The sequence below is a fragment of the Allobosea sp. LjRoot9 genome (assembly GCF_964252745.1).
Classification (GTDB): Bacteria; Pseudomonadota; Alphaproteobacteria; order Rhizobiales; family Beijerinckiaceae; genus Allobosea.
In genome coordinates, this window is sequence record NZ_CAXUPC020000010.1 from 153941 (window position 1) to 175085 (window position 21145).

The window sequence follows — 21145 nt, forward strand, 5'->3', positions numbered from 1 at the left end:
TCCTGAAGGATCGCTGGCTCAGAGGGCGTCGCCGTCGGTTTCGCCGGTGCGGATGCGCACGGCTTTCTCGATCGACGAAACGAAGATCTTGCCGTCACCGATCTGGCCGGTGCGGGCGGCGGCGGTGATCGCGTCGATCACCTTGCTGACGAGCTCGTCGGACACGGCGACCTCGATCTTGATCTTCGGCAGGAAGCTCACCGCGTATTCGGCACCACGGTAGATTTCCGTGTGGCCCTTCTGGCGGCCATAGCCCTTCACCTCGGTCACGGTCAGGCCGTGCACGCCGATGGCGGTGAGCCCGTCGCGCACCTCCTCCAGCTTGAACGGCTTGATGATAGCCATCACGATCTTCATTGCAGGGTTTCCCCGTTTACGCCGCCCGGAAGTCAGCCCCGGCGATCTTGTTGCGCCTCGCGCACCTTCGAGAGTTTCGGCGCACGTCGGGGATCGGCAATTCAAGGCGCGTGCCAACTGCCCTGTGGTCACACCGGGGGTTGAATTCGCGAATCAGCGAATACGCCGGTGATGAGGCTGCCAGCGCTGATCAAGAAATATGCAAATGATGATTTATTAGGCTGATGCTTAGAAAGCGCTCAGGCCATGTCCGGCCTCGGCCGGATCAGCCCTTCCTGCGCGACCGAGGCGACGAGCTTACCGTCCCGGTTGAAGATGAGGCCGCGTGAAAAGCCGCGCGCACCGGAGGTCGAAGGGCTGTCCTGGGCGTAGAGCAGCCATTCGTCGGCGCGGAAGGGCCGGTGGAACCAGAGCGCATGGTCGAGGCTGGCGCCCTGGATCTGCTTGTCGAAAACGTTCTTGCCGTGCGCGATCAGGCTCGAATCGAGCAGCATCAGGTCCGAGGCATAGGCGAGCACGCTCTGGTGGATCGACGGTTCGTCGGGCAAGGGCTGCATCGCCTTGATCCAGACGTTGAATTTCGGCTCCATCTTGCCGCCGCTGGCATAGCGGGCGAGTTCGACCGGCCTGATCTCGATCGGCCTTTCGCGCTGGTAATAGGCGCGCACGGCGTCGGGCATATGCGGCAGCACGCTGCGCTTCATGGTCTCGCGGTCGGGCAGTTCCTCCGGCATCGGCACGTCGGGCATCGGCATCTGGTGCTCGAAACCCTCTTCCGCGACGTGGAAGGAGGCCGACATGGCGAAGATCGCCTCGCCCTTCTGGATCGCCAGCACGCGTCGTGTGGTGAAGGAGCGGCCGTCGCGCAGCCGGTCGACCTCGTAGATGATCGGGATCTCGGGATCGCCCGGCAGCAGGAAATAGGCGTGCAGCGAGTGCGGCTGGCGATCCTCCACCGTCTTGCAGGCGGCGTAGAGCGCCTGGCCGATCACCTGCCCACCGAAGACGCGCGCCCAGCCGACCTTGGGGCTGCGACCCCGGAACAGATTGCGTTCGAGCGGCTCGAGGTCGAGGATCGACAGCAGGGAGTCGCTGATCTGTGACATGGTCTGAAGGCTCTTCGGGCGGGCGCGATCGCAGTCTATGCTGCATCAGCACCGACGCATCGCGCGTCGTCAAGCCGGCGCGCCTTCTGCAGGGCCGTCGGGCGAGGAGTGGATTCCAATGGCGTCTGGACTGGGCCTGGCCCGCAACCGGATCGTGATCGCGGGCGGCGGGATCGCCGGATTGTCGCTGGCGCTGGCGCTGAAGCAGGCGCTCGGCGCAGGCTTCGAGATCGTGCTGGCCGATCCGTCATTGCGCCTGGCCCCGCGCGCCGACAGCCGCGCCTATGCGGTCGCCGCAGCGGCGCAGAACATGCTGGCGGCGCTCGGAATCTGGCAGAAGGTCGCGGCGACCGCCCAGCCGATGACCGAGATGGTCGTCACCGACAGCCGCAACCCCGATGTGGTGCGCCCGGTCTTCTTGACTTTCGATGGCGAGGTCGAACCCGGCCAGCCCTTCGCTCATATGGTCGAGAATGCGGCGCTGCTGAGCGCGCTTCTCGACGCCTGCCGCGCAGTGGGCGTGGTGCTGCGCCCCGAGGGCGTGCGCCGCTTCGAGAGCAGGGATGACGAGGTCGAACTCCGATTTGCGGGCGGCGAGCGGCTCCAGGCGGCTTTGCTCGTCGCGGCCGACGGAGCGCGCTCGAAGCTGCGCGAGCAGGCTGGCATCGGCTGGGTCGGCTGGTCCTATCGGCAAACCGGGCTGGTGGCGACGCTGGGTCACGAGCGCCCGCATCACGGCCGCGCCGTCGAGCATTTCCTGCCGTCGGGCCCCTTCGCCATCCTTCCGCTCACCGATGGAGGCAGGCTCGGCCATCGCTCCTCAATCGTCTGGACCGAAGGCGCGGAGAATGTGCCGGCGCTGCTCTCGCTCGACGCGGACGATCTCTTGGCCGAGATCGAGCGGCGTTTTGGGCTGGAACTCGGCGAGATTGCGCTGGAGAGCACTATCAGCGCGCATCCGCTCGGCTTCGGCGTGGCGCGACGCTTCGTCGGGGAGCGGCTGGCCCTGCTCGGTGACGCCGCCCATGTCATCCACCCGATTGCCGGACAAGGGCTCAATCTCGGGCTGAAGGACGTCGCGGCCCTGGCCGAAGCGATCGTCGACGCGGCCCGGCTCGGGCTCGATCCCGGAGCCGCCGAGGTGCTCGAAGGCTATGAGCGTGCGCGCCGCTTCGACACGGTGGCGATGGGAGCGGTCACGGATGGGCTGAACCGATTGTTCTCGAACGACGTCACGCCGGTGAGGCTCGCGCGCGATCTGGGCCTGGGCCTGGTCGATCGATTGCCGGGGCTGAAGCGCTTCTTCATTCGCGAGGCGGCAGGGCTCGCCGGCGCGACACCGCGGCTGTTGCGGGGCGAGGCGCTGTAAAGGGCGCATGGCGTCATTCGCGACCCGCGGCTTCGAGCCGGGCCCGACGCGGTGCCTCGTCTCACATCATCCTGTTCCAGAGAGACCACTCGATGAATCAAGCTGCCGTTACGCCTGTTCTGGACGACACCCTGTGCCACCGCCTGAAGGGGCTTGCCCTGCCGCCGGTTCGCCTGGCCTCGACGCAAGGCGGCGGCGTCGATCTTTCGGCTTTGCCGTCCCCGCGCACGGTTATCTACTGCTATCCCCGCACCAGCGAGCCGGGGCAGCCCTCCCTGGCTGGATGGGATGTGATCCCCGGCGCGAAGGGCTGCACGCCTCAGGCCTGCACCTTCCGCGATCATCATGCGGAACTCGCTGCGCTCGGGGCGGCGGTGTTCGGGCTGAGCACGCAGCCGACGGCCTATCAGCAGGACATGGCCGCGCGGCTGCATTTGCCTTTCGCCGTGCTGAGCGATGCGCAATTCGCGCTGACCGAGGCGTTGGGCCTGCCGACCTTCGAAGCCGCGGGCATGCGGCTGATCCAGCGCCTGACGCTGGTCTTGCGGGACGGAGCGATCGAAACCGTGTTCTACCCCGTCAGCCAGCCCGAGCAGAGCGCGGCGCAGGTGATCGAGTGGCTGGAGGCCAACCCCCTGTAAGGGATCTTGCGCCTGCCGCCGCTCCGGGATTGCCAGCTTCCAGAGCAATTTCCGATCTGATTGGATCGTTCAATTGCTCCAAATCCTCGTTCTAACGCGTTCTCTCCGCGCAAACGCTTCGCGTTTGTCGCGGGGGAACCGGTATCCGCTTCGCTCGAAAACGCTCTACCCCTCCAATTGCCTCGCCTCTTCCGGCAGCATGATCGGGATGCCGTCGCGGATCGGGTAGGCGAGCTTGGCGGCGCGGCTGATCAGCTCCTGCCTGGCCGCGTCATATTCGAGCGTCGTCTTGGTCACCGGGCAAACCAGGATTTCAAGCAGCTTCGGGTCGATGCGGGTCGCGGTCGGTTCCGGTCCGGTCTCGGTCATGCGGGGTCTCGTTCAACTGTGCTTGTTGGGCAGATCGGCAAGCATGCCGGCCGCGACCATCAGCTTTGGCAGGGAGAGGCCCGACATGGCAATGGCCGAGACCGTGTTGCGGGTGCGTTCGGCGTCCGCGCCGCGCGTGTCGAGCCAGGCGTCGAGGGTGCCGGCGCCGTTGGCCGCGCCTGCGATCTCCTGGGTCAGGCCGGCATGGGCATCGACCAGGGTCTCGACGGCGCGCTCGCGGGCGAGGCGTTCGTAATCGTCGGTGGCGGGCACGGCGGTGGCGGCGCTCTCCAGATTCGACAGGCCGAAGACCGAATCGACTCCGAAATGAATCCGCGCCACCTCGGTGATGTCGCGTCCGGTGCGCTCCGCGATATCGACGATGTCGGTCGCCTGGGCGAGCGCCGGCAGGCTGGCGATCCGGGCCGCGAGTACCTCGGGCACGCCTTCCGACGTCAGCACCGCGATCCGGGCGATTCGAGCCTGGGCGGCGGCCTCTGGCAGCAGGGTCTCGAGCTCGGCCGCGAGCGCGCTCACGCCCTTGGCATAGCGCGCCACCGTCTGCTCGATCGCGCCTGGCTTGGCCACGCCCCGGCGCAGGAACCAGCTCATCCGGTCGCTCACCAGCTCCTGAGCGGCGGCGTAGAGCCCGAGCTGGGTCTTGCCCGGTACTTTCGCGTCGAGCGCGTCGATCGAAGCGTTGAGTGCGATCAGATCGAAGGAATCACGCGCGATCGCATAGGCGGCGGCGATGGCGGGAGCCTCGGCGCGGGTCTGATCGGCGAGCGTCGTCACGATCGCCGGGCCGCCGCGATTGACGATGGCGTTGGCGAGCTGCGTCGCGACGATCTCGCGGCGCAGCTTGTGGCCGGCGATCTCGGGCGCGTAGCCGTCGCGCAGCGCTTTCGGGAAATAACGGACCAGTTCGCTGTTCAGATAGAGGTCGTCGGGCACCGGAGAGGCCAGAAGCGCGTCGTGCAGAGCAAGCTTGGCATAAGCGAGCAGCACCGAAAGCTCCGGCCGCGTCAGGCCTTCGCCGCGTTTCTCGCGCTCGGCGATGGTTGCGTCGCTCGGCAGATATTCGACGCTGCGGTCGAGACGCCCTTCGGCCTCCAGCGCCTGCATCAGACGTCGCAGGCCCGGTGTCGCCGCCTGCCCCTGCGCTTCGGTGAGGGAGAGCGCCAATGTCTGCAGATAGTTGTTGCGCAGCACCAGCAGGCCGACCTCGTCGGTCATCTCGGCCAGGAGCGCGTTGCGGTCATCCTCGGCGAGGCGGCCATCCTTGACCGGTCCGGCGAGCGCGATCTTGATGTTGACCTCGACGTCGGAGGTGTTGACGCCGGCCGAGTTGTCGATCGCGTCGGTGTTGAGCTTGACGCCCTTGCGCGCTGCCTCGATGCGCCCGCGCTGGGTCGCGCCGAGATTGGCGCCCTCGCCGATGGCCCTCGCCCTGACATCGCCGCCGGCGATGCGGATCGCGTCATTGGCGCGGTCGCCGACCTGCGCATCGCTTTCGTCGGTGGCGCGGATATAGGTGCCGATGCCACCGAACCAGAGCAGGTCGACCCGCGCCTTCAGGATCGCGGTCATCAATTCGGGCGGCGTGACCTCGGCCTTGGGCAGATCGAGCAGCGCCTGCATCGCCGGCGAGAGCGGAATGCTCTTGGCCTGCCGCGAGAACACGCCTCCGCCGGGAGAGATCAGCGATTTGTCGTAGTCAGACCAGGAGGAGCGCGGCAGATCGAACAGGCGCTGACGCTCGGCCAGGGTCCTTGCCGGGTCCGGATCGGGATCGAGGAAGATGTCGCGGTGGTCGAAAGCGGCGACCAGTTTGATTGCGGGTGAGAGCAGCATGCCGTTGCCGAAGACGTCGCCCGACATGTCGCCGACGCCCGCCACGGTGAAGGGCGTGGTCTGGATGTCGATGTCGATCTCGCGGAAATGGCGTTTCACCGCTTCCCAGGCGCCGCGCGCCGTGATGCCCATCTTCTTGTGGTCGTAGCCCTGGCTGCCGCCCGAGGCGAAGGCGTCGCCGAGCCAGTGGTGCTTCTCCAGCGAAAGCGCATTGGCGGTGTCGGAGAAGGTCGCCGTGCCCTTGTCGGCAGCGACGACGAGATAGGGGTCGTCGCCGTCATGGCGCACGGTGTCGGCGGGCGGGATCACGGTCTCGCCGTCGAGATTATCCGTCAGCTCGAGCAGGGTGCGTACGAAGATGCGGTAGCTCTCGGTGCCTTCCGCCAGCCAGGCCTGCCTGTCCGAGGGAGCGGGAAGCTGCTTGGGCACGAAGCCGCCCTTGGCGCCGACAGGCACGATGACGGCGTTCTTGACCTGCTGCGCCTTGACCAGGCCGAGCACCTCGGTACGGAAATCCTGCGGCCGGTCGGACCAGCGCAGGCCGCCGCGCGCGACCTTGCCGAAGCGCAGATGCACGCCTTCGACACGCGGCGAATAGACGAAGATCTCGTAGAGCGGGCGCGGCAGCGGTAGCGAATCGAGCTTGGCGCATTCGTATTTGATCGAGATCGTGCTGCGCGGGTGTCCGTCCGGGCCGATCTGGAAGAAATTCGTACGCAGGCCGGCATCGATCAGATTGACGAGGCGGCGCAGGATGCGGTCCTCGTCGAGGCTGGTGACGTCGTTCAGCGCGGTCTCGATGCGTTCGCGCTCGGCGGCGACACGGGCCTCGCGTTGTTTCGCATCGATGCGCGGGTCGAATTTGGCGAGGAAAAGCGCGACGAGGCCCGAGGCGATGCCGGCATGGCGGGTCAGCGCATCGGCGATGTAGTCCTGCGCATAGGGTGCGCCGACCTGGCGCAGATAGCGCCCGAGCGAACGCAGCAGCGCTGCCTCACGCCAGGCCAGCCCCGCAGCCAGGACGAGCTGGTCGAAGCGATCGGATTCGGCCAGGCCCCGGAACTGCGCCATCAGCGCCGCCTCGATGGTCGGGTCGAGCCGTTCGACGTCGATCGCGCCGTCATCGGCGCGCTCCAGCGTCATATCGTGCAGCCAGACAGCGGCGGTTTCCGAGCCTTCGCTCGCAGCCGGCTGCGGCAGGATGTTGTAGGTGCGCTCGTTGACGACGCGGAAGCCCATATTCTCCAACACCGGCACGCGGGCCGAGAGCGAGATCGCCGCGCCGCGCGAGAACACCTTGAGATTGGCGCGGGTCGTCGGGTCGCCCTCGCGGCGGTAGAGACTGACCGCGCGGCCCCGGTCCGGGGTCAGCTTCTGGAGGATGTCGATGTCGGCGAGCGCATCCTGCGCCTCGAAGCGCTCGCGATAGGCGGCGCCGAATGCTTCGGCATAACGCTCGACGAGTGCACGGGCGGCGGGCCCTGCCTTCTGCCGGTCGAGCACGTCCTTGAGGCCGTCGCCCCAGGTTCGCACGATCGCGCTGATGCCACGTTCGAGCGTGGCGCGATCGATCTTGGGGGTTCTGCCCTCGTCGCGGCCGATGATGTAATGCGTGCGGGCGAGCGGACCTTCAGGATAGGCCGGATAGGCCGCCGAGATGCGGCCTTCATAGATGCGGGCGAGGAATTCACCGACACGGCGGCGCACTGTGGTGTCGTAACGATCCTTGGGGATGAAGACGAGAATCGAGACGAAGCGATCGAACTCGTCGGCACGGGCCAGCGCCCGGATGCGCGGCCGTTCGGTCAGCTGCAGGATGTCGAGTGCGAAGCTTTCCAGTGTCACGGAGTCGATCTGGAACAGCTCGTCGCGCGGGAAGGCGTCAAGCACGTTCATCAGTGCCCGGCCGGAATAGCTCGCCGGATCGAAGCCGATATTGCGAGCGACGCGCGCGACCTTGAGGCGCAGATAGGGAATCGCGCGGGCGCTGCCGGTATAAGCATTGGAGGTGAGCAGGCCGACGATGCGCAATTCGCCGTCGAGCCGGCCGTCGGAGGTGAAGAGCTTGACCCCGACATAGTCGAGATGGACGCGCCGGTGCACCCGGCTCTTGACGTTGGCCTTGGTGATGATCAGCGCCTGGGGCTTGGCCAGGAAGGCGCGGATTTCGGGCGTGGTCACGACCATTTCGCGGTTCTTGCGCAAGACCCGGACAGAGGGGTCACGCAGAATCCCCAGGCCCGAGCCCTCGATCGGGTCTGCGGCGGCATCGCCGCCCGGGAAGCGATAGGCGCGGATGCCGAGCAGGGTGAAATTATCGCCGGTGATCCATTCGAGGAATTGCAGCGCCTCGCTGACCTCATCCTCCGGCAGGGGCGGCGGGTTGGAGCGATAGGCCTGGATCACTTCGGTGATTCGCCCGCGCATCGCGGCCCAATCGTCGACAGCCAGTCCGACGTCGGCATAGACACGGTCGAGCGCGCTGCGCAGGCGCTCGCGCGCCTCGGGCGTGTCGATCCGGTCGAGATGGATATGGATCAGGCTTTCGCGGCGAGTGCCCTCCGGCGCGCGGCCTGCCGCTTCGCCGGCAAGCTCGAGGAACCGGCCTTCCGCATCGCGAGCGACCGCCAGGATGGGGTGGGCGACGAGGAGCGGCTCGAAACCCTGGTCGGTGAGTTCCGCCAGGGTCGAATCGAGCAGGAAGGGCTTGTTGTCGTTGACGACCTCGAGGATCGTCAGCTGGCGCTCGCGGCCCTCGCTGTCGAAACTCTCGTCGTAGAAGCGCAGATTGATGGCCCCAGGCGCGCGGGCTGCTGTCAGATGGTCGTAGGCGGCGATGGCGGTGCGGGCGAGCATGGCCGGTGGCAGGGCGTCGAGATCCTCGGCGACGACGCGGCCGAAGAGCAGCCGCACGAACTCCGCGGGAAGAGCGCCACCGCTCTGGGAGGCGGCAGCCTCGATCGCCGCGATGGCTGCAGCCGTCGCATTCATTACCCGCTTAGCCATGCTTCTCCCCCTGTTCTTTTGCCGCAGCGATGACATAGGCTGCGCGGCCTTTCAACTTTCGCCGTGACTAAGGTCGCGACAAGGCCAAATCGGATCCTGACTCGACCGATCCTGTCGAAGTCCGGGCAAAACGACGTGACAGGAGGAACCATGGCGACCAAGCATGACAAACCGAAGGTAGGCGAGGCTCCGGCGCAGCAGGATTCGCCACCCGCGGTGATGGCGCTGCCGCTGCCGCCTGGCACGCTTTCGGCCGAGAATCAGGCCTATTTCGACAAATGCCTGGAGAAGCTCGGCTTCGTGCCCAATGTGCTTGTGTCCTATGCCCATGACGACGCCAAGCTGAGCGCTTTTGCGACGTTCTACAACGACCTGATGCTGGCGCCGTCGGGTCTGTCGAAGCTGGAGCGGGAGATGATCGCGGTTGCCGTCTCCAGCGTGAACCGCTGCTATTACTGCCTCACTGCGCATGGTGCGGCGGTGCGCCAGCTTTCGGGTGATCCGGTGCTCGGCGAACTGATGGTGATGAACTACCGAGCGGCCGAACTCTCGGTACGGCATCGCACCATGCTCGATTTCGCGGTCAAGCTGACGGAGACGCCGCATTTGATCGGCGAGGCCGATCGCGAAGGCCTGCGCAAGGCAGGCTTTGGCGAGCGCGACATCTGGGATGTCGGCGCGGTCGCGGCCTTCTTCAACATGTCGAATCGCATGGCGTCCGCGGTCGATATGCGGCCCAACGCCGAATATCACGGCCAGGCGCGCTAGAGCCGGATGATGTCTGATGGGATCACATAGTGAGCCCTTCAGACATCTGAATCCGTCTCTCATCTAAGAGTGAGAGCAGGATCAATGCGAAAAACCGGTGCCCACTTTTTCGCATCCTGCTCGAGAGCATCGGCCCGAAAAGTGGGAGCCGGTTTTCGGGACGAGCCGATGCAGTAAATCGTAGAAACAAACGGCAAAAGAAAACGGCCAGCGGATACCGCCGGCCGTGAGGTAGCCTCGAACCGATTGGCCCGGCCCATCCGAACTCCGGGGGGCTGGGGGGCTGACAAATCCGAAGATCAGCAGGCCGGGCCGTCGAGGCAACATGCTCAGTTGAACCGCCTAGTTTGGCCGTCGCTTGTCCCGTTTCGGGCGAAAATGCGGCAAAGCTGACGAAGCTGTGATGGCCTTCGATGCTTTGCCGTTGGGGAACCTTGCCAGCGCAGCATCGCAAGCGCATCATCGGCTGCCATACAGCGTGGCGACCTGGCGGTCGCCGATCGGGAGGCGCAATGAGCGAAAGCGAAACGCCGCAATCGCAGCAGGCCGGCGGGGTCATTGCCTTCCCCAGCCCGGCCAAAACCCCCACCGTCACCTTCGATCGACGCGAACTCGCGGAATTGCTGAACCTCTACGGCCGAATGGTCGCACTGGGTGAATGGCGCGACTATGCGATCGATTTCCTGAAGGACAAGGCGCAGTTCTCAGTCTATCGCCGCTCTTCCGAGGTACCACTTTATCGCTTCGTCAAGGACCCGGCACTGGCCAAGCGGCAGGGCGCCTATTCCGTCGTGGCGGCGACCGGGCTCGTGCTCAAGCGCGGCCCCGATCTGGGCCGCGTGCTGCGGGTGGTCGACAAGCGTCTGAGCGTGGTGAGCTGAGGTTCACAGCGAGGGTGGCACCCTGTCGGCTTCGCCCAGCTCCTTCTGCATGAGCATCTGGTCGAGCCAGCGGCCGTGTTTGTAGCCGACCTTCTCGGCCACGCCGATGAGCCGGAAGCCGGCGCGCTCATGCAGGCGGCGCGAGCCGATGGAGGCGCCCGTGCCGTCGCCGATGACCGCGATCATCTGCCGGAAGCCGCGCGTGGCGCAGGCTTCGATCAGCGCCGCCAGCAGCGCACCGCCGACGCCCGAGCTTTGCGCGGCAGGGGCGATATAGATCGAATTCTCGACGGTCGCGCGATAGGCGGGGCGCGGGCGGTAAGCTCCGGCATAGGCATAGCCGAGCAGTGCCCCGTCGCGCTCCGCGACAAGATAAGGGTAGCCTCCGGCCAGGATCGCCTCCTGGCGGCGCAGCATCTCGGCCTCGTCGGGGGGCTCGATCTCCCAGGAGGCGGTGCCGTGCAGAACGGCTTGAGCGTAGATTGCCGTAATGGCGGGAATATCGGCGGGGCGGGCCGGTCGGATCGAAAGCGTCGTCATCCGCCGATGATGACCGTGTGGCTGCCCAAAAGAAAAGCCCCGGCCTTGCGGCCGGGGCTCGATGCGCCCGCATATCGGGGCGATCAGATCATTCGCTGCGGTTGCCGAAGAGCGAGAGCAGCATCTGGAACATGTTGATGAAGTTCAGATAGAGCGACAGAGCGCCGTTCACCGAGAGCTTCGCAGCCGATTCCGTGTCCAGGTCGGAGTAGAGATACATCTCCTTCAGGCGCTGCGTATCCCAGGCGGTCAGGCCGGCGAAGACCAGCACGCCGATCGCCGAGATGGCGAAGGACAGCCCGCTTGAGGCCAGGAAGATGTTCACCACCGAGGCGATCATCAGGCCGATCAGGCCCATGATCAGGAACGAACCCATGCCCGAGAGCGACTTCTTCGTGGTGTAGCCGGCGAGGCTCAGCGCCCCGAAGGCCGCAGCCGTGATGAAGAACACCTTGGTGATCGACTCGCCGGTGAAGACGACGAAGATCGAGGACATCGAGATGCCCATCACCGCCGCAAAGGCGAAGAACATGGTGCGCGCCGTCGCGGCGCTCATGCTTTCGGCCTTGAACGAGAAGAACATGATGAAAGCGAGCGGCGCCAGCATCACGACCCATTTCAGCGGGCTGAGATAAAGCGCCTGGCCGAACGCCGTCAGCGCCGTAACCTTGCCGGTCGGCGAGACGCCGGCGATCGCCAGCATGGAAATACCGATCGCGGCGAGGCCGGTGATGGCCAGACCGATCGACATGTTGTTGTAGACGCCGAGCATGAACGAGCGCAGGCCCTGATCCATCTCGACGGCGCTGGTCTGCTGTGCGCGGCCGGCACCCCAGACTGGAGCATTGCGGTCGAAGTTGCTCATCGAGCGAGTTCCCCTGACGTTGATTCCGGAGACGGATATCGCCTCCGCGAAACCCATCATCGCCGACAATCGTGGCGATGTCGCGAATATGAGGGGGATCGGCCGCGCTTACAAGGGGGCGTCATGGTTAAGACGGGTGCCCGCATAGAAACGCGGCGCGCGAATGATGCAATGCAGCGGCCGTTTCATGTCTATCGTTAGCCGGGGCAGATAGTCATCACAAATTCCGCAGGTGAGAAGCCGGCGCTTTCGATAGTATCTGCAGCGTGCCGACAAGCCCGAACAGGACGGTAACGCCGACTGCCGCAGTCGCAGCCAGTAGAGCGCCGGTCGGATCACTGACGAATGCAATCTTCATCACTTGCGTGACGACACCCCAGCCCGCCAGTGCGCCCGCGAGAACGCCGAACAATGCCGAAACGAGGCCGATCGTAGCGTACTCAAGGGCGTACGACGAAAGTATAAAGCGCCTCGTCGCGCCGAGTGTCTTCAGGATCATTGCGTCATAGAGCCGCGCGTGCTGTCCGGCCGCGAGCGCGCCGCCCAGGACGAGCAGGCTTGCGGCGATGGCGAGGCCCGATGCGCCCCGGATCGCGGTGGCGAGCTGGCCGACGATGGTGCTGACTGCCTCCAGCGCGTCCTTCACCCGCACGGCGGTCACCGAGGGAAACGCGACGGCAAGCTTGCGCAGCAGGCTCGCATCGTCGGCGCTGCTTGCATTGGTGGCGGGCGTGATCGTGGCGAGGTTGGTGTGGGGCGCGCCGGCGAAGGTGTTGGGCGAGAACAGCATCACGAAATTGATGCCGAGCGAGCGCCATTCGACCGCGCGCAGATTGGCGACGCGGGCGGTGATGTTGCGGCCGAGCACGTTGACGGTGAGCGTGTCGCCGACCGCGAGGCCGATTCCCGCCGCGATCGGCGCGTCGAAGGAGACGAGCGGCTCGCCCTTGTAGTTCTCCGGCCACCACTCGCCGGCGCTGAGCTTCGAGCCTTCCGGTAGGGCGGCGGCGTAGGTGATGCCGCGGTCGCCGTCGAGCACCCAGGCGGACTGCTCGGTCGCCTTGACGTCCTCGGCCCTGACCCCGTTCACGCTGACGATGCGTCCGCGCATCATCGGCACGCGCTCGGTCACCGCGCCCGGCCGCTGTTCGGCGAGGAAGGCGTCGAAGCGCGCCGATTCGGCATTGGGGATGTCGAGGAAGAAGAAGCTCGGGGCTTTCTCCGGCAGCGCCTGGGTGAGCTGGCGCGTCAGGCTGACATTGATGAAGGCCAGGGCTGAAAGCAGGGCGACGCCCAGCCCCAGCGAAAGCACGAGCGAAGGCGTCAATGCGCCGGGGCGGTGGCTGTTGGCGAGCGCCATGCGCAGGCTCGGATTGCGCGGTCGCGGCAGGGCTCGCGCCAGCGCCATCAGACCCCATGAAACCGCGCGCAGCAGCAGGAAGATGCCGGCCATCACGGCGAGGTAGATCAGCGCGATGCGCTGGTCATAGGCGAAGACGAGCGCGACGCCGACGAGCCCGGCCAGCGCCAGGCCGAAGATCGCCATGTAGACCGGGCGCGGGCGGCGGGCATCCGGCTCGATCTGATCGCGAAACAGCGCCGAGACTGGCACGTCATGGGCGCGGCCGAGCGGCAGAATCGCGAAAACCAGCGCCGTCAGCATGCCGTAAAGCGCTGCGACGCCGAGTTCGCCTGGCGCCAGGGTCGGCTCGAAGGGCAGCGGCAGGATGTCCTGAAGCGCATAGCCCAATGCGAAAGGCGCGGCTGCGCCGAGCGCGAGGCCGATTGCGGTGCCCAGGGCGGCGACCAGCATGACCTCGGTCAGATGGATCGCGACGACGCGTCCGCCGGTCGCCCCGATCGCCTTCATCGTGGCGAAATCGAGCTTCTTGGCCTCGACGAAGCGGCGCACCGCATTGGCCACGCCGACGCCGCCGACGAGCAGGGCGGTCAGGCCGACCAGCGTCAGGAACTGAGTGAAGCGCTCGAGATTGCGCTGGAAGCCCGGATTGGCGTTGGAGCGCGAGCGGATCTCCCAACCCGCCTCGCGCTGCTGCGTGCCGGCGGCTGCGATAAGCGCGTCGAGCGAAGCTTCATCAGAGGCGGCGGCGGGCAGGATGACGCGATAGGTCCAGCGCACCAGGCTGCCGGGCTGGAGCAGGCCGGTGGCGCGCAGGGCGGCCTGCGTCGTCAGCAGGCGCGGGCCGAAGCCGACGCCGGCCGCGATCTTGTCGGGCTCCGAGACGAGATTGGCGCGCAGCTGAAGCTTTGCGGCACCAACCGAGATGATGTCGCCCGGCTTCAGGTCGAGACGCCCGAGCAGGACCGGATCGGCGACGGCACCGAAGACGCCGTCGCGCTCAGTCAGGAGATCCGGGAGCGGCGCTGCCGGTTCGGTCGTGACTGCGCCGATGCTGGGATAGCCCGCATCGACCGCCTTGATCTCGACCAGAGCCGCGCCCTTCTCGCCGGCATTGGCCATGCCGCGCATGGTGGCGATGGTGGAGACGGCGCCATGGGAGCTGAGGAAGGCCAGTTCCTGCGGGCTGGCTTCGCGGTGGATCAGGCTGAAGGCGGCGTCGCCGCCGAGGATGCGCCGTCCTTCCCGGGAGAGGCCCTCGGTCAGGCCGCGCGAAGCCGAGGCCACCGCTGCGATCGCCATCACGCCGAGCGCAAGGCAGGCGATGAAGACGCCGAAGCCGCGCAGGCCGCCACGCAGATCGCGCCAGGCGAGCCGCAACGCCAGGGCAACGCCGGCGGCGCGGGAGGGGGGCTGGGCTTGCGGCTTCACGATTGCGTGCATGATCAGGCGACCGCCAGATCGGCATCGGCCTCGATGCACCCGGCACGCAGGCGGATCGTCCTGTCGCAAAGGGCTGCGAGCGACAGGTCATGCGTGACCAGGACGAGCGTCGCGCCGCGCTCGCGCCGGAGCGCGAAGATCAGATCGACGATCGAACGGCCGGTGTTTTCGTCGAGATTGCCGGTCGGCTCGTCGGCGACGAGGATCGCCGGATCGGGCGCGACCGCGCGCGCAATCGCGACGCGCTGCTGCTCGCCGCCCGAGAGCTGGGCGGGGTAATGGTCCATGCGATCGCCGAGGCCGACATTGCGCAGTTCCGCCTCGGCGCGGGCGAAGGCGTCGGTCGCGCCGGCCAGTTCCAGCGGCAGCGCGACATTTTCACGCGCCGTCATGGTCGGGACGAGATGGAAAGACTGGAAGACGATGCCAATGCGCTTGCCGCGGAACAGAGCGAGGCCGTCCTCGTTCAGGCTGCCGAGATCCTGGCCCGCGACCTTGACGATGCCGGAATCGGGGCGCTCCAGTCCAGCCATGGTCATGAGGAGCGTGGACTTGCCCGAGCCGGAGGGGCCGACGAGCCCTGTCGCCTCGCCCGAGGGCAGCGACAAAGAAACACCCTTCAGGATATGGACGCGGGCAGCGGCACGCCCCAGACTAAGGTGGACATCCTGCAATTCGATCGCCGGGGCGGGCTTTTCGCTCATCGTGACATGATCCTGACTTCGCGTTCCATCAGACCCTCTCGCACCGCATCATGGAGCGAGTGGGGCGGTACCGCAGCGCACCCCGTTCCGGGGCGATATGGGCGTGCGCATGCGCTTGTCCAATCGCTCGCCGCGGTTTTTCTGTTCTGTCTCATGCTGCTTCCGGTCGCGACCATGGCCCAGACACCGCCACGCCCGCTCAAGCTCGTCGCGTTTGGGGACAGCCTGTCGGCCGGCTACGGCCTGCCCGGCAGCGCCGCCTTTCCCGCCGTGCTGGAGCAAGCCCTGCGCCAGAAGGGCGTTCAGGTCGAGATCAGCAATGCAGGCGTCTCCGGCGATACCGCCTCGGGCGGGCTGGAGCGACTGGACTGGTCGGTTCCCGACGGGACCGATGGTGTCATCCTCGAGCTCGGCGCCAATGACGCGCTGCGCGGCATCGATCCGGCGATCACCGAAAAGGCGCTGGATGCGATCGTCGCGCGGTTGAAGGCGCGCAACATTCCCGTGCTGCTGGCGGGCATGTATGCGCCGCGCAATCTCGGCACGGACTACACCAGCCGTTTCGACGCCATGTTCCCGCGGCTTGCGCAGGCGCATGGACTGGTGCTTTACCCGTTTTTCCTGGACGGCATCGCGGGCGACCGCGCGCTGAACCAGGCCGATCTGCTTCATCCCACCCCAGAGGGCGTCCGCGTCATCGTCCAGCGCATCCTGCCAACGGTCGAGCGCTTCCTGGCGACGCTGCCCGCCAAATCCTGAACGCGGTTCTCGGCCCGAAAATCGCTTCCCCTCCTTTTTCGTCTTGCCCGCCTTTTCCGTTTTGCCTTCCTCGCGGCGCGCGTCTGCTCGCCGGTCTTTTCTCGGAGTTGCATCGCCATGGAATATCGTCGTCTCGGGCGCACCGATCTCAAGGTCTCGGTGATCTGCCTTGGAACCATGACCTGGGGTGAGCAGAACACCGAAGCCGAGGGCCATGAGCAGATGGACTATGCCCTCGACCAGGGCGTGAACTTCTTCGACACGGCCGAGATGTACTCGATCCCGCCCAAGGCGGAGACGCAAGGCTCGACCGAGCGGATCATAGGCAGCTGGTTCAAAGCCAGGGGCAATCGCGACAAGGTGATCCTCGCCTCCAAGGTTCTGGGGCGCAGCACCAGCGACTGGTTGCGCGACGACAAGGGCCCGACGCGGGTCACCCGCAAGCAGATCTTCGAGGCTGTCGACAAGAGCCTGGCGCGGCTGCAGACCGACTATATCGACCTCTACCAGATCCATTTTCCCGAGCGGCCGATGCCCTGGGGTTCGAACCCGACGCGTTTCAGCACGGCGGCCTTCGAAAAGCTGGCCGACGAAACGCCGATCGCCGAGCAGCTCGATGCTTTCGCCGAGGTCATCAAGGCCGGCAAGATCCGCCATCTCGGCCTTTCCAATGAGAGCGCCTGGGGCACGATGAGTTTCGTGCGCGATTCGGAAACGCGCGGCGCCCCGCGCGTGCAGTCGATCCAGAACGCTTACAGCCTACTGAATCGCACCTTCGAGACGGCGCTGGCCGAGGTCGCCATCCGCGAGGATGTCGGTTTGCTCGCTTATTCGCCGCTGGCTCAGGGTTTCCTCACCGGCAAATATCTCGACGGTGCGCGACCGGCCGGGGCCCGCACCACCCTGTTCAATCGGGCACAGCGCTATGAGACGGCAGGCGCGGAGGATGCGATCAAGCGCTATGTCGCGCTTGCCCGCGAGGCAGGGCTCGATCCGGCACAGATGGCGCTGGCCTTCGTCAATTCGCGCTCTTTCGTGACGGCTAACATCATCGGTGCCACCAAGATGGATCAGTTGAAGACCGACATCGGCTCGATTGGCGTGACGCTCTCGCCTGAGCTTGAGGCGAAGATCGACGCGATCCACCAGCTCGTCGGCAATCCCTGCCCCTGAGGAGGGTCGTCGACCCTCGCAGTTTTGCCGTCATGGTCGGGCATGTCCCTGGTTTAAACACTTGTTCCGACCATGACGGCGCCCTTCGTCGCGAGCTGTTTCAAGGCGTGGGTGCTCGCCACAAGGGCGGGCATGACGGGTGAGCAACGCTGCCTTGTGGACGAAGCCGGTGCTTGCTCGGCTTTTCGTCTCGCCAGAGTCACAAAAAACTGGCACTGATTCGTCATGCCGAGGCTGTTCACAGCTCTGGAAATACCCTCCGAGGTTGCCTCGGTGTTGACGCTGCATCGAGGCGGGCTGGTTGGCGCGCGCTGGATCGAGCCGGCCGATTATCACATCACCTTGCGCTTCCTCGGCGATATCGATCGCCGCATGGCCAATGACGTCGATAGCTTTCTGGCCGATCTGCAATCCTATCCCTTCCAGGTGACGCTCGATTCGCTCGGCAGTTTTGGCGGCGACAAGCCGCGCGCGGTCTTCGCCAGGGTCCAGCCGAGCCAGAAGCTGAGCGAACTCCAGGCCGATATCGAGCGGTTGATGCGCCGGCTCGGCCTGCCGCCGGAGGCGCGCAAATTTGTGCCGCACGTCACCCTGGCGCGGCTGCGGGACGCCTCCCCGATTGATGTCGCGCATTATCTCAGCCAGCACCCGATCGTCCGGCCGATCAGCTTCACGACCCGGCGGCTGGCGCTGATGTCGTCGCGCGATTCGGTGGGCGGCGGCCCCTATGTGCTGGAAGCGGCCTATCCGCTTGGACCTGCCTACCCCAACCGGCTGTCTCAGACCGGTTTCCAGCGGAGATGATCATGCCGAAGCGATTGAGCGCCGAGGCCCGCAACGAGGCGCTGGTGACGCTGACCGGCTGGCGGCTCGTCGAGGGGCGCGAGGCGATCACGAAGCGCTTCATCTTCCGCGATTTCAACGAGGCCTTCGGCTGGATGACGCGCGTCGCGCTGCTGGCGGAGAAGATGGACCACCATCCGGAGTGGTCGAATGTCTACAAGACCGTTGAGGTCACGCTGGCGACGCATGATGCCGGGGGCCTGACCGAGCTCGACGTCAAGCTCGCCCGCGCCATGGACGCGCTGGCGGGCTAGAGCAATTCCCGATCCGATTGGATCGGGAATTGCTCTAGATCTTTGTTTTGACGCGTTTTCCTCACGCGAACCGGTACCCACTTCGCTCGAAAACGCTCTAACGCAAAGGCTCCATTCTCAACTCTTGCCGGTGTTCGACCAGGCGGCGAGGCGGCGGGTCACCGGCTCCGGCAGGTTCCGGACGGCGGCCCGCAGCGCCGGGCGCAGATGGCGCAGCCCGAGCCGGCAGATCAGGCGGCCCCGCCAGGACAGCGGCAGCATCGCATCGCTCACCATGGTCAGCCCGTCGGCATGCTCCAGCTTATAGGCGTCGGCGGGGGCCAGCAGATCGAACAGCGTGTTGCCGCGCGCCTTGGCGGCAGCGAAGCTGCGATGCGCCAGGATGCCGCCGACGCCGCCTCGCTCATGGTCGGGATGGGTCGCGATGACATGGCCGAAGCTCACCTGTTTGCAGTCGAGCGCGAGGTCGATGCCGATCGCCTGGTCATCGCAGCGAATCACGGCAATCCGGAGCGGCGAGCCGCCCTCGGCGTCGCCGGCGAGATCGTGGAAAAAGGCGGCAAAGCGCGGATCGGCGACGGTCGGGGCGACGATGCCGTGCCGGGTCAGCGCCATCTGCTTCATCGCGATCGCCTCGGCGGCGAGCCCTGCGGCCTCCGGGCCCGGGTCCAGCGTCGCAAAGGAGATGTCGCCGCGCTCGCTCAAGCGGCGCAGGCGCCTGCGATGGTTCGAGCGCTCGCGCGCGGCGTAGACGGCGCTGGGGCCCTCCCGGCCGACGCGCAGGTCGAGATCGGCGTAAGGCGCCTCGCGCTGCTCGAGCAGGATCGCATCGGCCGGCATTCCGGCGGGGGCAAGGGCGGCATCGGTCCGCAGCTTGCGCAATTCGAACAGGTCGGCGCGCAGCGCGCGGACCGCCGCCCAGCCGGCCTGCAACAGCTCGACCTCGTGACCGGTACGCTCGACGAGCACATCGCCGAACTGCGCGACCGGCACGCCCATGAAGCGCAGGATGGTCATACCGAAGCGGCGTTGGGCGATCAGCGGCCAGACCATGACGAGCCGGCCTCCGCGTCTGGCCGTGACGATGCGGAGGCTGCTGCCGGCTTCGAGGTAGTGCCGCGCCCAATGGCGCAGGAAGACATGGCTCTGGAAGACCTGCTGCGGCAAAGCGGCACGGGCGAAGAGCGCGTCCCATTCGGGCTGCAGCGCCAGGAAGCCGTCATGCCCGCTGACGATGTCGATGGTGGGCGCACCGTCGCGCGTGGTCGGGGCAGCCGTGCTCGGTGCGGAGAGCTCGATGCATTTGGTACGAAGCGCGGCGAGGGCGGCCATCAGGCGCCGGTCCGGACATGCGAGATCAATCGTTTCACGCCCACCAGCGGAAAGCGCGCGAGATAAGGCACCAGCAGGAGCGGATGGCGCGCCGCGAAGGGGGCGTCCTGCTCGACCATGTGGCGGATGGCGAGCACCGGCAAAGGCGCGCGCAGCGGCCGGAATGCGGGGTTCCACAGTCCCGGCGCGTCGGAATCGGCATACATCAGCCCGATCATGCGGTTGCGGGCGAGCGAATAGAATCTGTGGCGCTTCTGGATGCGCTTGAGCATCGCGATACCGTCCGGCGCGGCACAGGCGGGGAAGCCGATGATCACGGTGCGGAAATGCGCCATGGCGGGCTTGGCGGGAATCGCGTTCAGCGCCTTGAAGCCATCGCGAAGCAGCATGAAGACCGCCTCTTCGTCTCCGGGGCCGGCATCGCTGATGCTGAGACGCACCGTGTCGAGCTTGGCGGCTTGACGGGTGAAGGGGCAGACCGCGCCGGTGCGACCGAGATCGGCGTGAGCGCTCATCAGATAGCTCTCGACCCAGCCGAGCAGGATCGACAGCGCTGTTCCGGTTTGGCCTGCGCAGCGGGAGCGCGCTTCGGGCAATGTCAGAAGAGGACGCGCAGTTGGAACGACCGACATTGGAGTGTCGGCTGCGCTGATTGTCTGATGCATGGCCCCGCCCGGCTTTGATGTCGGGCGAGTTCTAATGGGTACACGTTAGGGAAGGGTTTCCCGCAACCTCCGGTAGCCGATGAGCGGCGTTAGGATTTTGTAAAAGATTTCGTCCAGCCGCAGAGCGAAAGCGCCGTCTGCATATGCTCTGGCGGCGGGGCCTCGACATGGATCGGCGCGCGCTTGCGGTAGAGCGGGATGGTGATGCTGCGGGCATGCAATTGCAGCCCCGGCCCGCCCTCGCGCGGCGCCGTGCCGTAGATTTCGTCGCCGAGCATCGGCCAGCCGGACGCCGCGCAATGCACGCGCAATTGATGGGTGCGACCGGTCAAGGGCTCCAAAGCGAGCCAGGCGAGTGGCCCGGCCGCGTCGGCGCCACGCCCGAGCACACGGAAACGTGTTTGCGAGGGCAGGCCTTCGGGATCGACCTTCATCCACCAGCCGCGATCGGGCGCGCGCTTGCCGAGGGCCAAGTCGATCAGGCCTTCGTCGCGAGCGGGATCTCCCTGCACGACCGCCCAATAGGTCTTGTCGATGCGGCCCTCACGGAACATCTGGTTGAGTTCGGCCATGGCGCGGGGATGGCGGCCGAGCACGAGGCAGCCGGAGGTATCCTTGTCGAGCCGATGCGCGGCCTCGGGCCGGCGCGGCAGGCCGAAGCGCAGCGCGTCGAGGTGATCGGTGAGGACCGGGATGACGCGGCGCTTGGCCTGGGGACCGCGATGCGAGGGCAGGCCCGCCGGCTTGTCGATGACCAGCATCATGGCGTCGCGATAGAGCAAGGGAACGGGCAGCTCGGAATCCGCCGTCCCTTGCGAAATTTCTGGTTGATCGGGCGCGGTCATGGCATTGCGCT

19 protein-coding genes are annotated in these 21145 nt (G+C 66.4%); 8 read left to right on the forward strand and 11 right to left on the reverse strand.

What is annotated here, in order from left to right:
* Positions 1–18: 18 nt before the first annotated feature.
* Both ACSQ3P_RS27240 and tesB read right to left on the reverse strand, forming a co-directional pair.
* Positions 19–357, reverse strand: a complete 339-nt coding sequence (locus tag ACSQ3P_RS27240; RefSeq protein ID WP_069689062.1) for a P-II family nitrogen regulator — start codon at positions 355–357, stop codon at positions 19–21.
* A gap of 239 nt (positions 358–596) precedes the next feature.
* Positions 597–1463, reverse strand: coding sequence for an acyl-CoA thioesterase II (tesB, locus tag ACSQ3P_RS27245; RefSeq protein ID WP_436168581.1), 867 nt, complete (start codon positions 1461–1463; stop codon positions 597–599).
* A 118-nt stretch (positions 1464–1581) separates the two neighbouring features.
* Between tesB and ACSQ3P_RS27250 the strand changes: the two genes are divergently transcribed.
* On the forward strand, positions 1582–2832 hold the full coding sequence (locus ACSQ3P_RS27250; RefSeq protein ID WP_436168582.1) for a ubiquinone biosynthesis hydroxylase: 1251 nt from the start codon (positions 1582–1584) through the stop codon (positions 2830–2832).
* Between the two features lie 92 nt (positions 2833–2924).
* The gene (locus tag ACSQ3P_RS27255; protein WP_436168583.1) at positions 2925–3473 is read left to right on the forward strand and encodes a peroxiredoxin; all 549 of its coding nucleotides are present in this window, start codon (positions 2925–2927) and stop codon (positions 3471–3473) included.
* Positions 3474–3638: 165 nt separating this feature from the next.
* Here ACSQ3P_RS27255 and ACSQ3P_RS27260 read toward each other — a convergent pair whose 3' ends face one another.
* Both ACSQ3P_RS27260 and ACSQ3P_RS27265 read right to left on the reverse strand, forming a co-directional pair.
* Complete coding sequence (locus tag ACSQ3P_RS27260) at positions 3639–3842, reverse strand: Trm112 family protein (protein ID WP_310160099.1); 204 nt, start codon at positions 3840–3842, stop codon at positions 3639–3641.
* Between the two features lie 12 nt (positions 3843–3854).
* Positions 3855–8702, reverse strand: a complete 4848-nt coding sequence (locus tag ACSQ3P_RS27265) for an NAD-glutamate dehydrogenase (protein WP_436168584.1) — start codon at positions 8700–8702, stop codon at positions 3855–3857.
* Positions 8703–8921: 219 nt separating this feature from the next.
* On the opposite strand from ACSQ3P_RS27265, the gene ACSQ3P_RS27270 reads away from it, so the two are divergent.
* Together ACSQ3P_RS27270 and ACSQ3P_RS27275 are read left to right on the forward strand one after the other, a co-directional pair.
* On the forward strand, positions 8922–9470 hold the full coding sequence (locus ACSQ3P_RS27270) for a peroxidase-related enzyme (RefSeq protein ID WP_436168641.1): 549 nt from the start codon (positions 8922–8924) through the stop codon (positions 9468–9470).
* A gap of 512 nt (positions 9471–9982) precedes the next feature.
* The gene (locus tag ACSQ3P_RS27275) at positions 9983–10351 is read left to right on the forward strand and encodes a DUF2794 domain-containing protein (RefSeq protein ID WP_436168585.1); all 369 of its coding nucleotides are present in this window, start codon (positions 9983–9985) and stop codon (positions 10349–10351) included.
* A gap of 3 nt (positions 10352–10354) precedes the next feature.
* Here ACSQ3P_RS27275 and ACSQ3P_RS27280 read toward each other — a convergent pair whose 3' ends face one another.
* The 4 genes from ACSQ3P_RS27280 to ACSQ3P_RS27295 all read right to left on the reverse strand — a co-directional run bounded on the left by ACSQ3P_RS27280 (position 10355) and on the right by ACSQ3P_RS27295 (position 15263).
* Complete coding sequence (locus tag ACSQ3P_RS27280) at positions 10355–10891, reverse strand: N-acetyltransferase family protein (protein ID WP_436168586.1); 537 nt, start codon at positions 10889–10891, stop codon at positions 10355–10357.
* An 88-nt stretch (positions 10892–10979) separates the two neighbouring features.
* Positions 10980–11756 (reverse strand): Bax inhibitor-1/YccA family protein, encoded by a 777-nt coding sequence (locus ACSQ3P_RS27285; RefSeq protein ID WP_436168587.1) that lies wholly within the window; start codon positions 11754–11756, stop codon positions 10980–10982.
* Positions 11757–11973: 217 nt separating this feature from the next.
* Positions 11974–14559 carry an ABC transporter permease gene (locus ACSQ3P_RS27290; protein WP_436168588.1) on the reverse strand — a complete coding sequence of 862 codons (2586 nt, stop codon included), beginning with the start codon at positions 14557–14559 and terminating at the stop codon, positions 11974–11976.
* 2 nt (positions 14560–14561) lie between these two features.
* Positions 14562–15263, reverse strand: a complete 702-nt coding sequence (locus tag ACSQ3P_RS27295) for an ABC transporter ATP-binding protein (protein WP_436168589.1) — start codon at positions 15261–15263, stop codon at positions 14562–14564.
* 153 nt (positions 15264–15416) lie between these two features.
* Between ACSQ3P_RS27295 and ACSQ3P_RS27300 the strand changes: the two genes are divergently transcribed.
* From ACSQ3P_RS27300 to ACSQ3P_RS27315, 4 genes are all read left to right on the forward strand, one after another.
* Positions 15417–16022 (forward strand): arylesterase, encoded by a 606-nt coding sequence (locus ACSQ3P_RS27300; protein ID WP_436168590.1) that lies wholly within the window; start codon positions 15417–15419, stop codon positions 16020–16022.
* A gap of 117 nt (positions 16023–16139) precedes the next feature.
* On the forward strand, positions 16140–17195 hold the full coding sequence (locus ACSQ3P_RS27305) for an aldo/keto reductase (RefSeq protein ID WP_436168591.1): 1056 nt from the start codon (positions 16140–16142) through the stop codon (positions 17193–17195).
* A gap of 225 nt (positions 17196–17420) precedes the next feature.
* The gene (thpR, locus tag ACSQ3P_RS27310; RefSeq protein WP_436168592.1) at positions 17421–17999 is read left to right on the forward strand and encodes an RNA 2',3'-cyclic phosphodiesterase; all 579 of its coding nucleotides are present in this window, start codon (positions 17421–17423) and stop codon (positions 17997–17999) included.
* Positions 18000–18001: 2 nt separating this feature from the next.
* Entirely contained in the window at positions 18002–18292 is a 291-nt protein-coding gene (locus tag ACSQ3P_RS27315) for a 4a-hydroxytetrahydrobiopterin dehydratase (RefSeq protein ID WP_436168593.1), read from the forward strand.
* A gap of 117 nt (positions 18293–18409) precedes the next feature.
* On the opposite strand, the gene ACSQ3P_RS27320 is transcribed toward ACSQ3P_RS27315, so the two are convergent.
* The 3 genes from ACSQ3P_RS27320 to ACSQ3P_RS27330 all read right to left on the reverse strand — a co-directional run bounded on the left by ACSQ3P_RS27320 (position 18410) and on the right by ACSQ3P_RS27330 (position 21134).
* The gene (locus ACSQ3P_RS27320) at positions 18410–19624 is read right to left on the reverse strand and encodes a GNAT family N-acetyltransferase (RefSeq protein ID WP_436168594.1); all 1215 of its coding nucleotides are present in this window, start codon (positions 19622–19624) and stop codon (positions 18410–18412) included.
* Positions 19624–20289: a DUF6875 domain-containing protein gene (locus ACSQ3P_RS27325; protein ID WP_436168595.1), complete on the reverse strand. Its 666-nt coding sequence runs from the start codon at positions 20287–20289 to the stop codon at positions 19624–19626. Before ACSQ3P_RS27325 ends, ACSQ3P_RS27320 begins: the two co-directional genes overlap by 1 nt.
* Before the next feature lie 89 nt (positions 20290–20378).
* Complete coding sequence (locus tag ACSQ3P_RS27330) at positions 20379–21134, reverse strand: RluA family pseudouridine synthase (protein WP_436168596.1); 756 nt, start codon at positions 21132–21134, stop codon at positions 20379–20381.
* Positions 21135–21145: the final 11 nt, after the last annotated feature.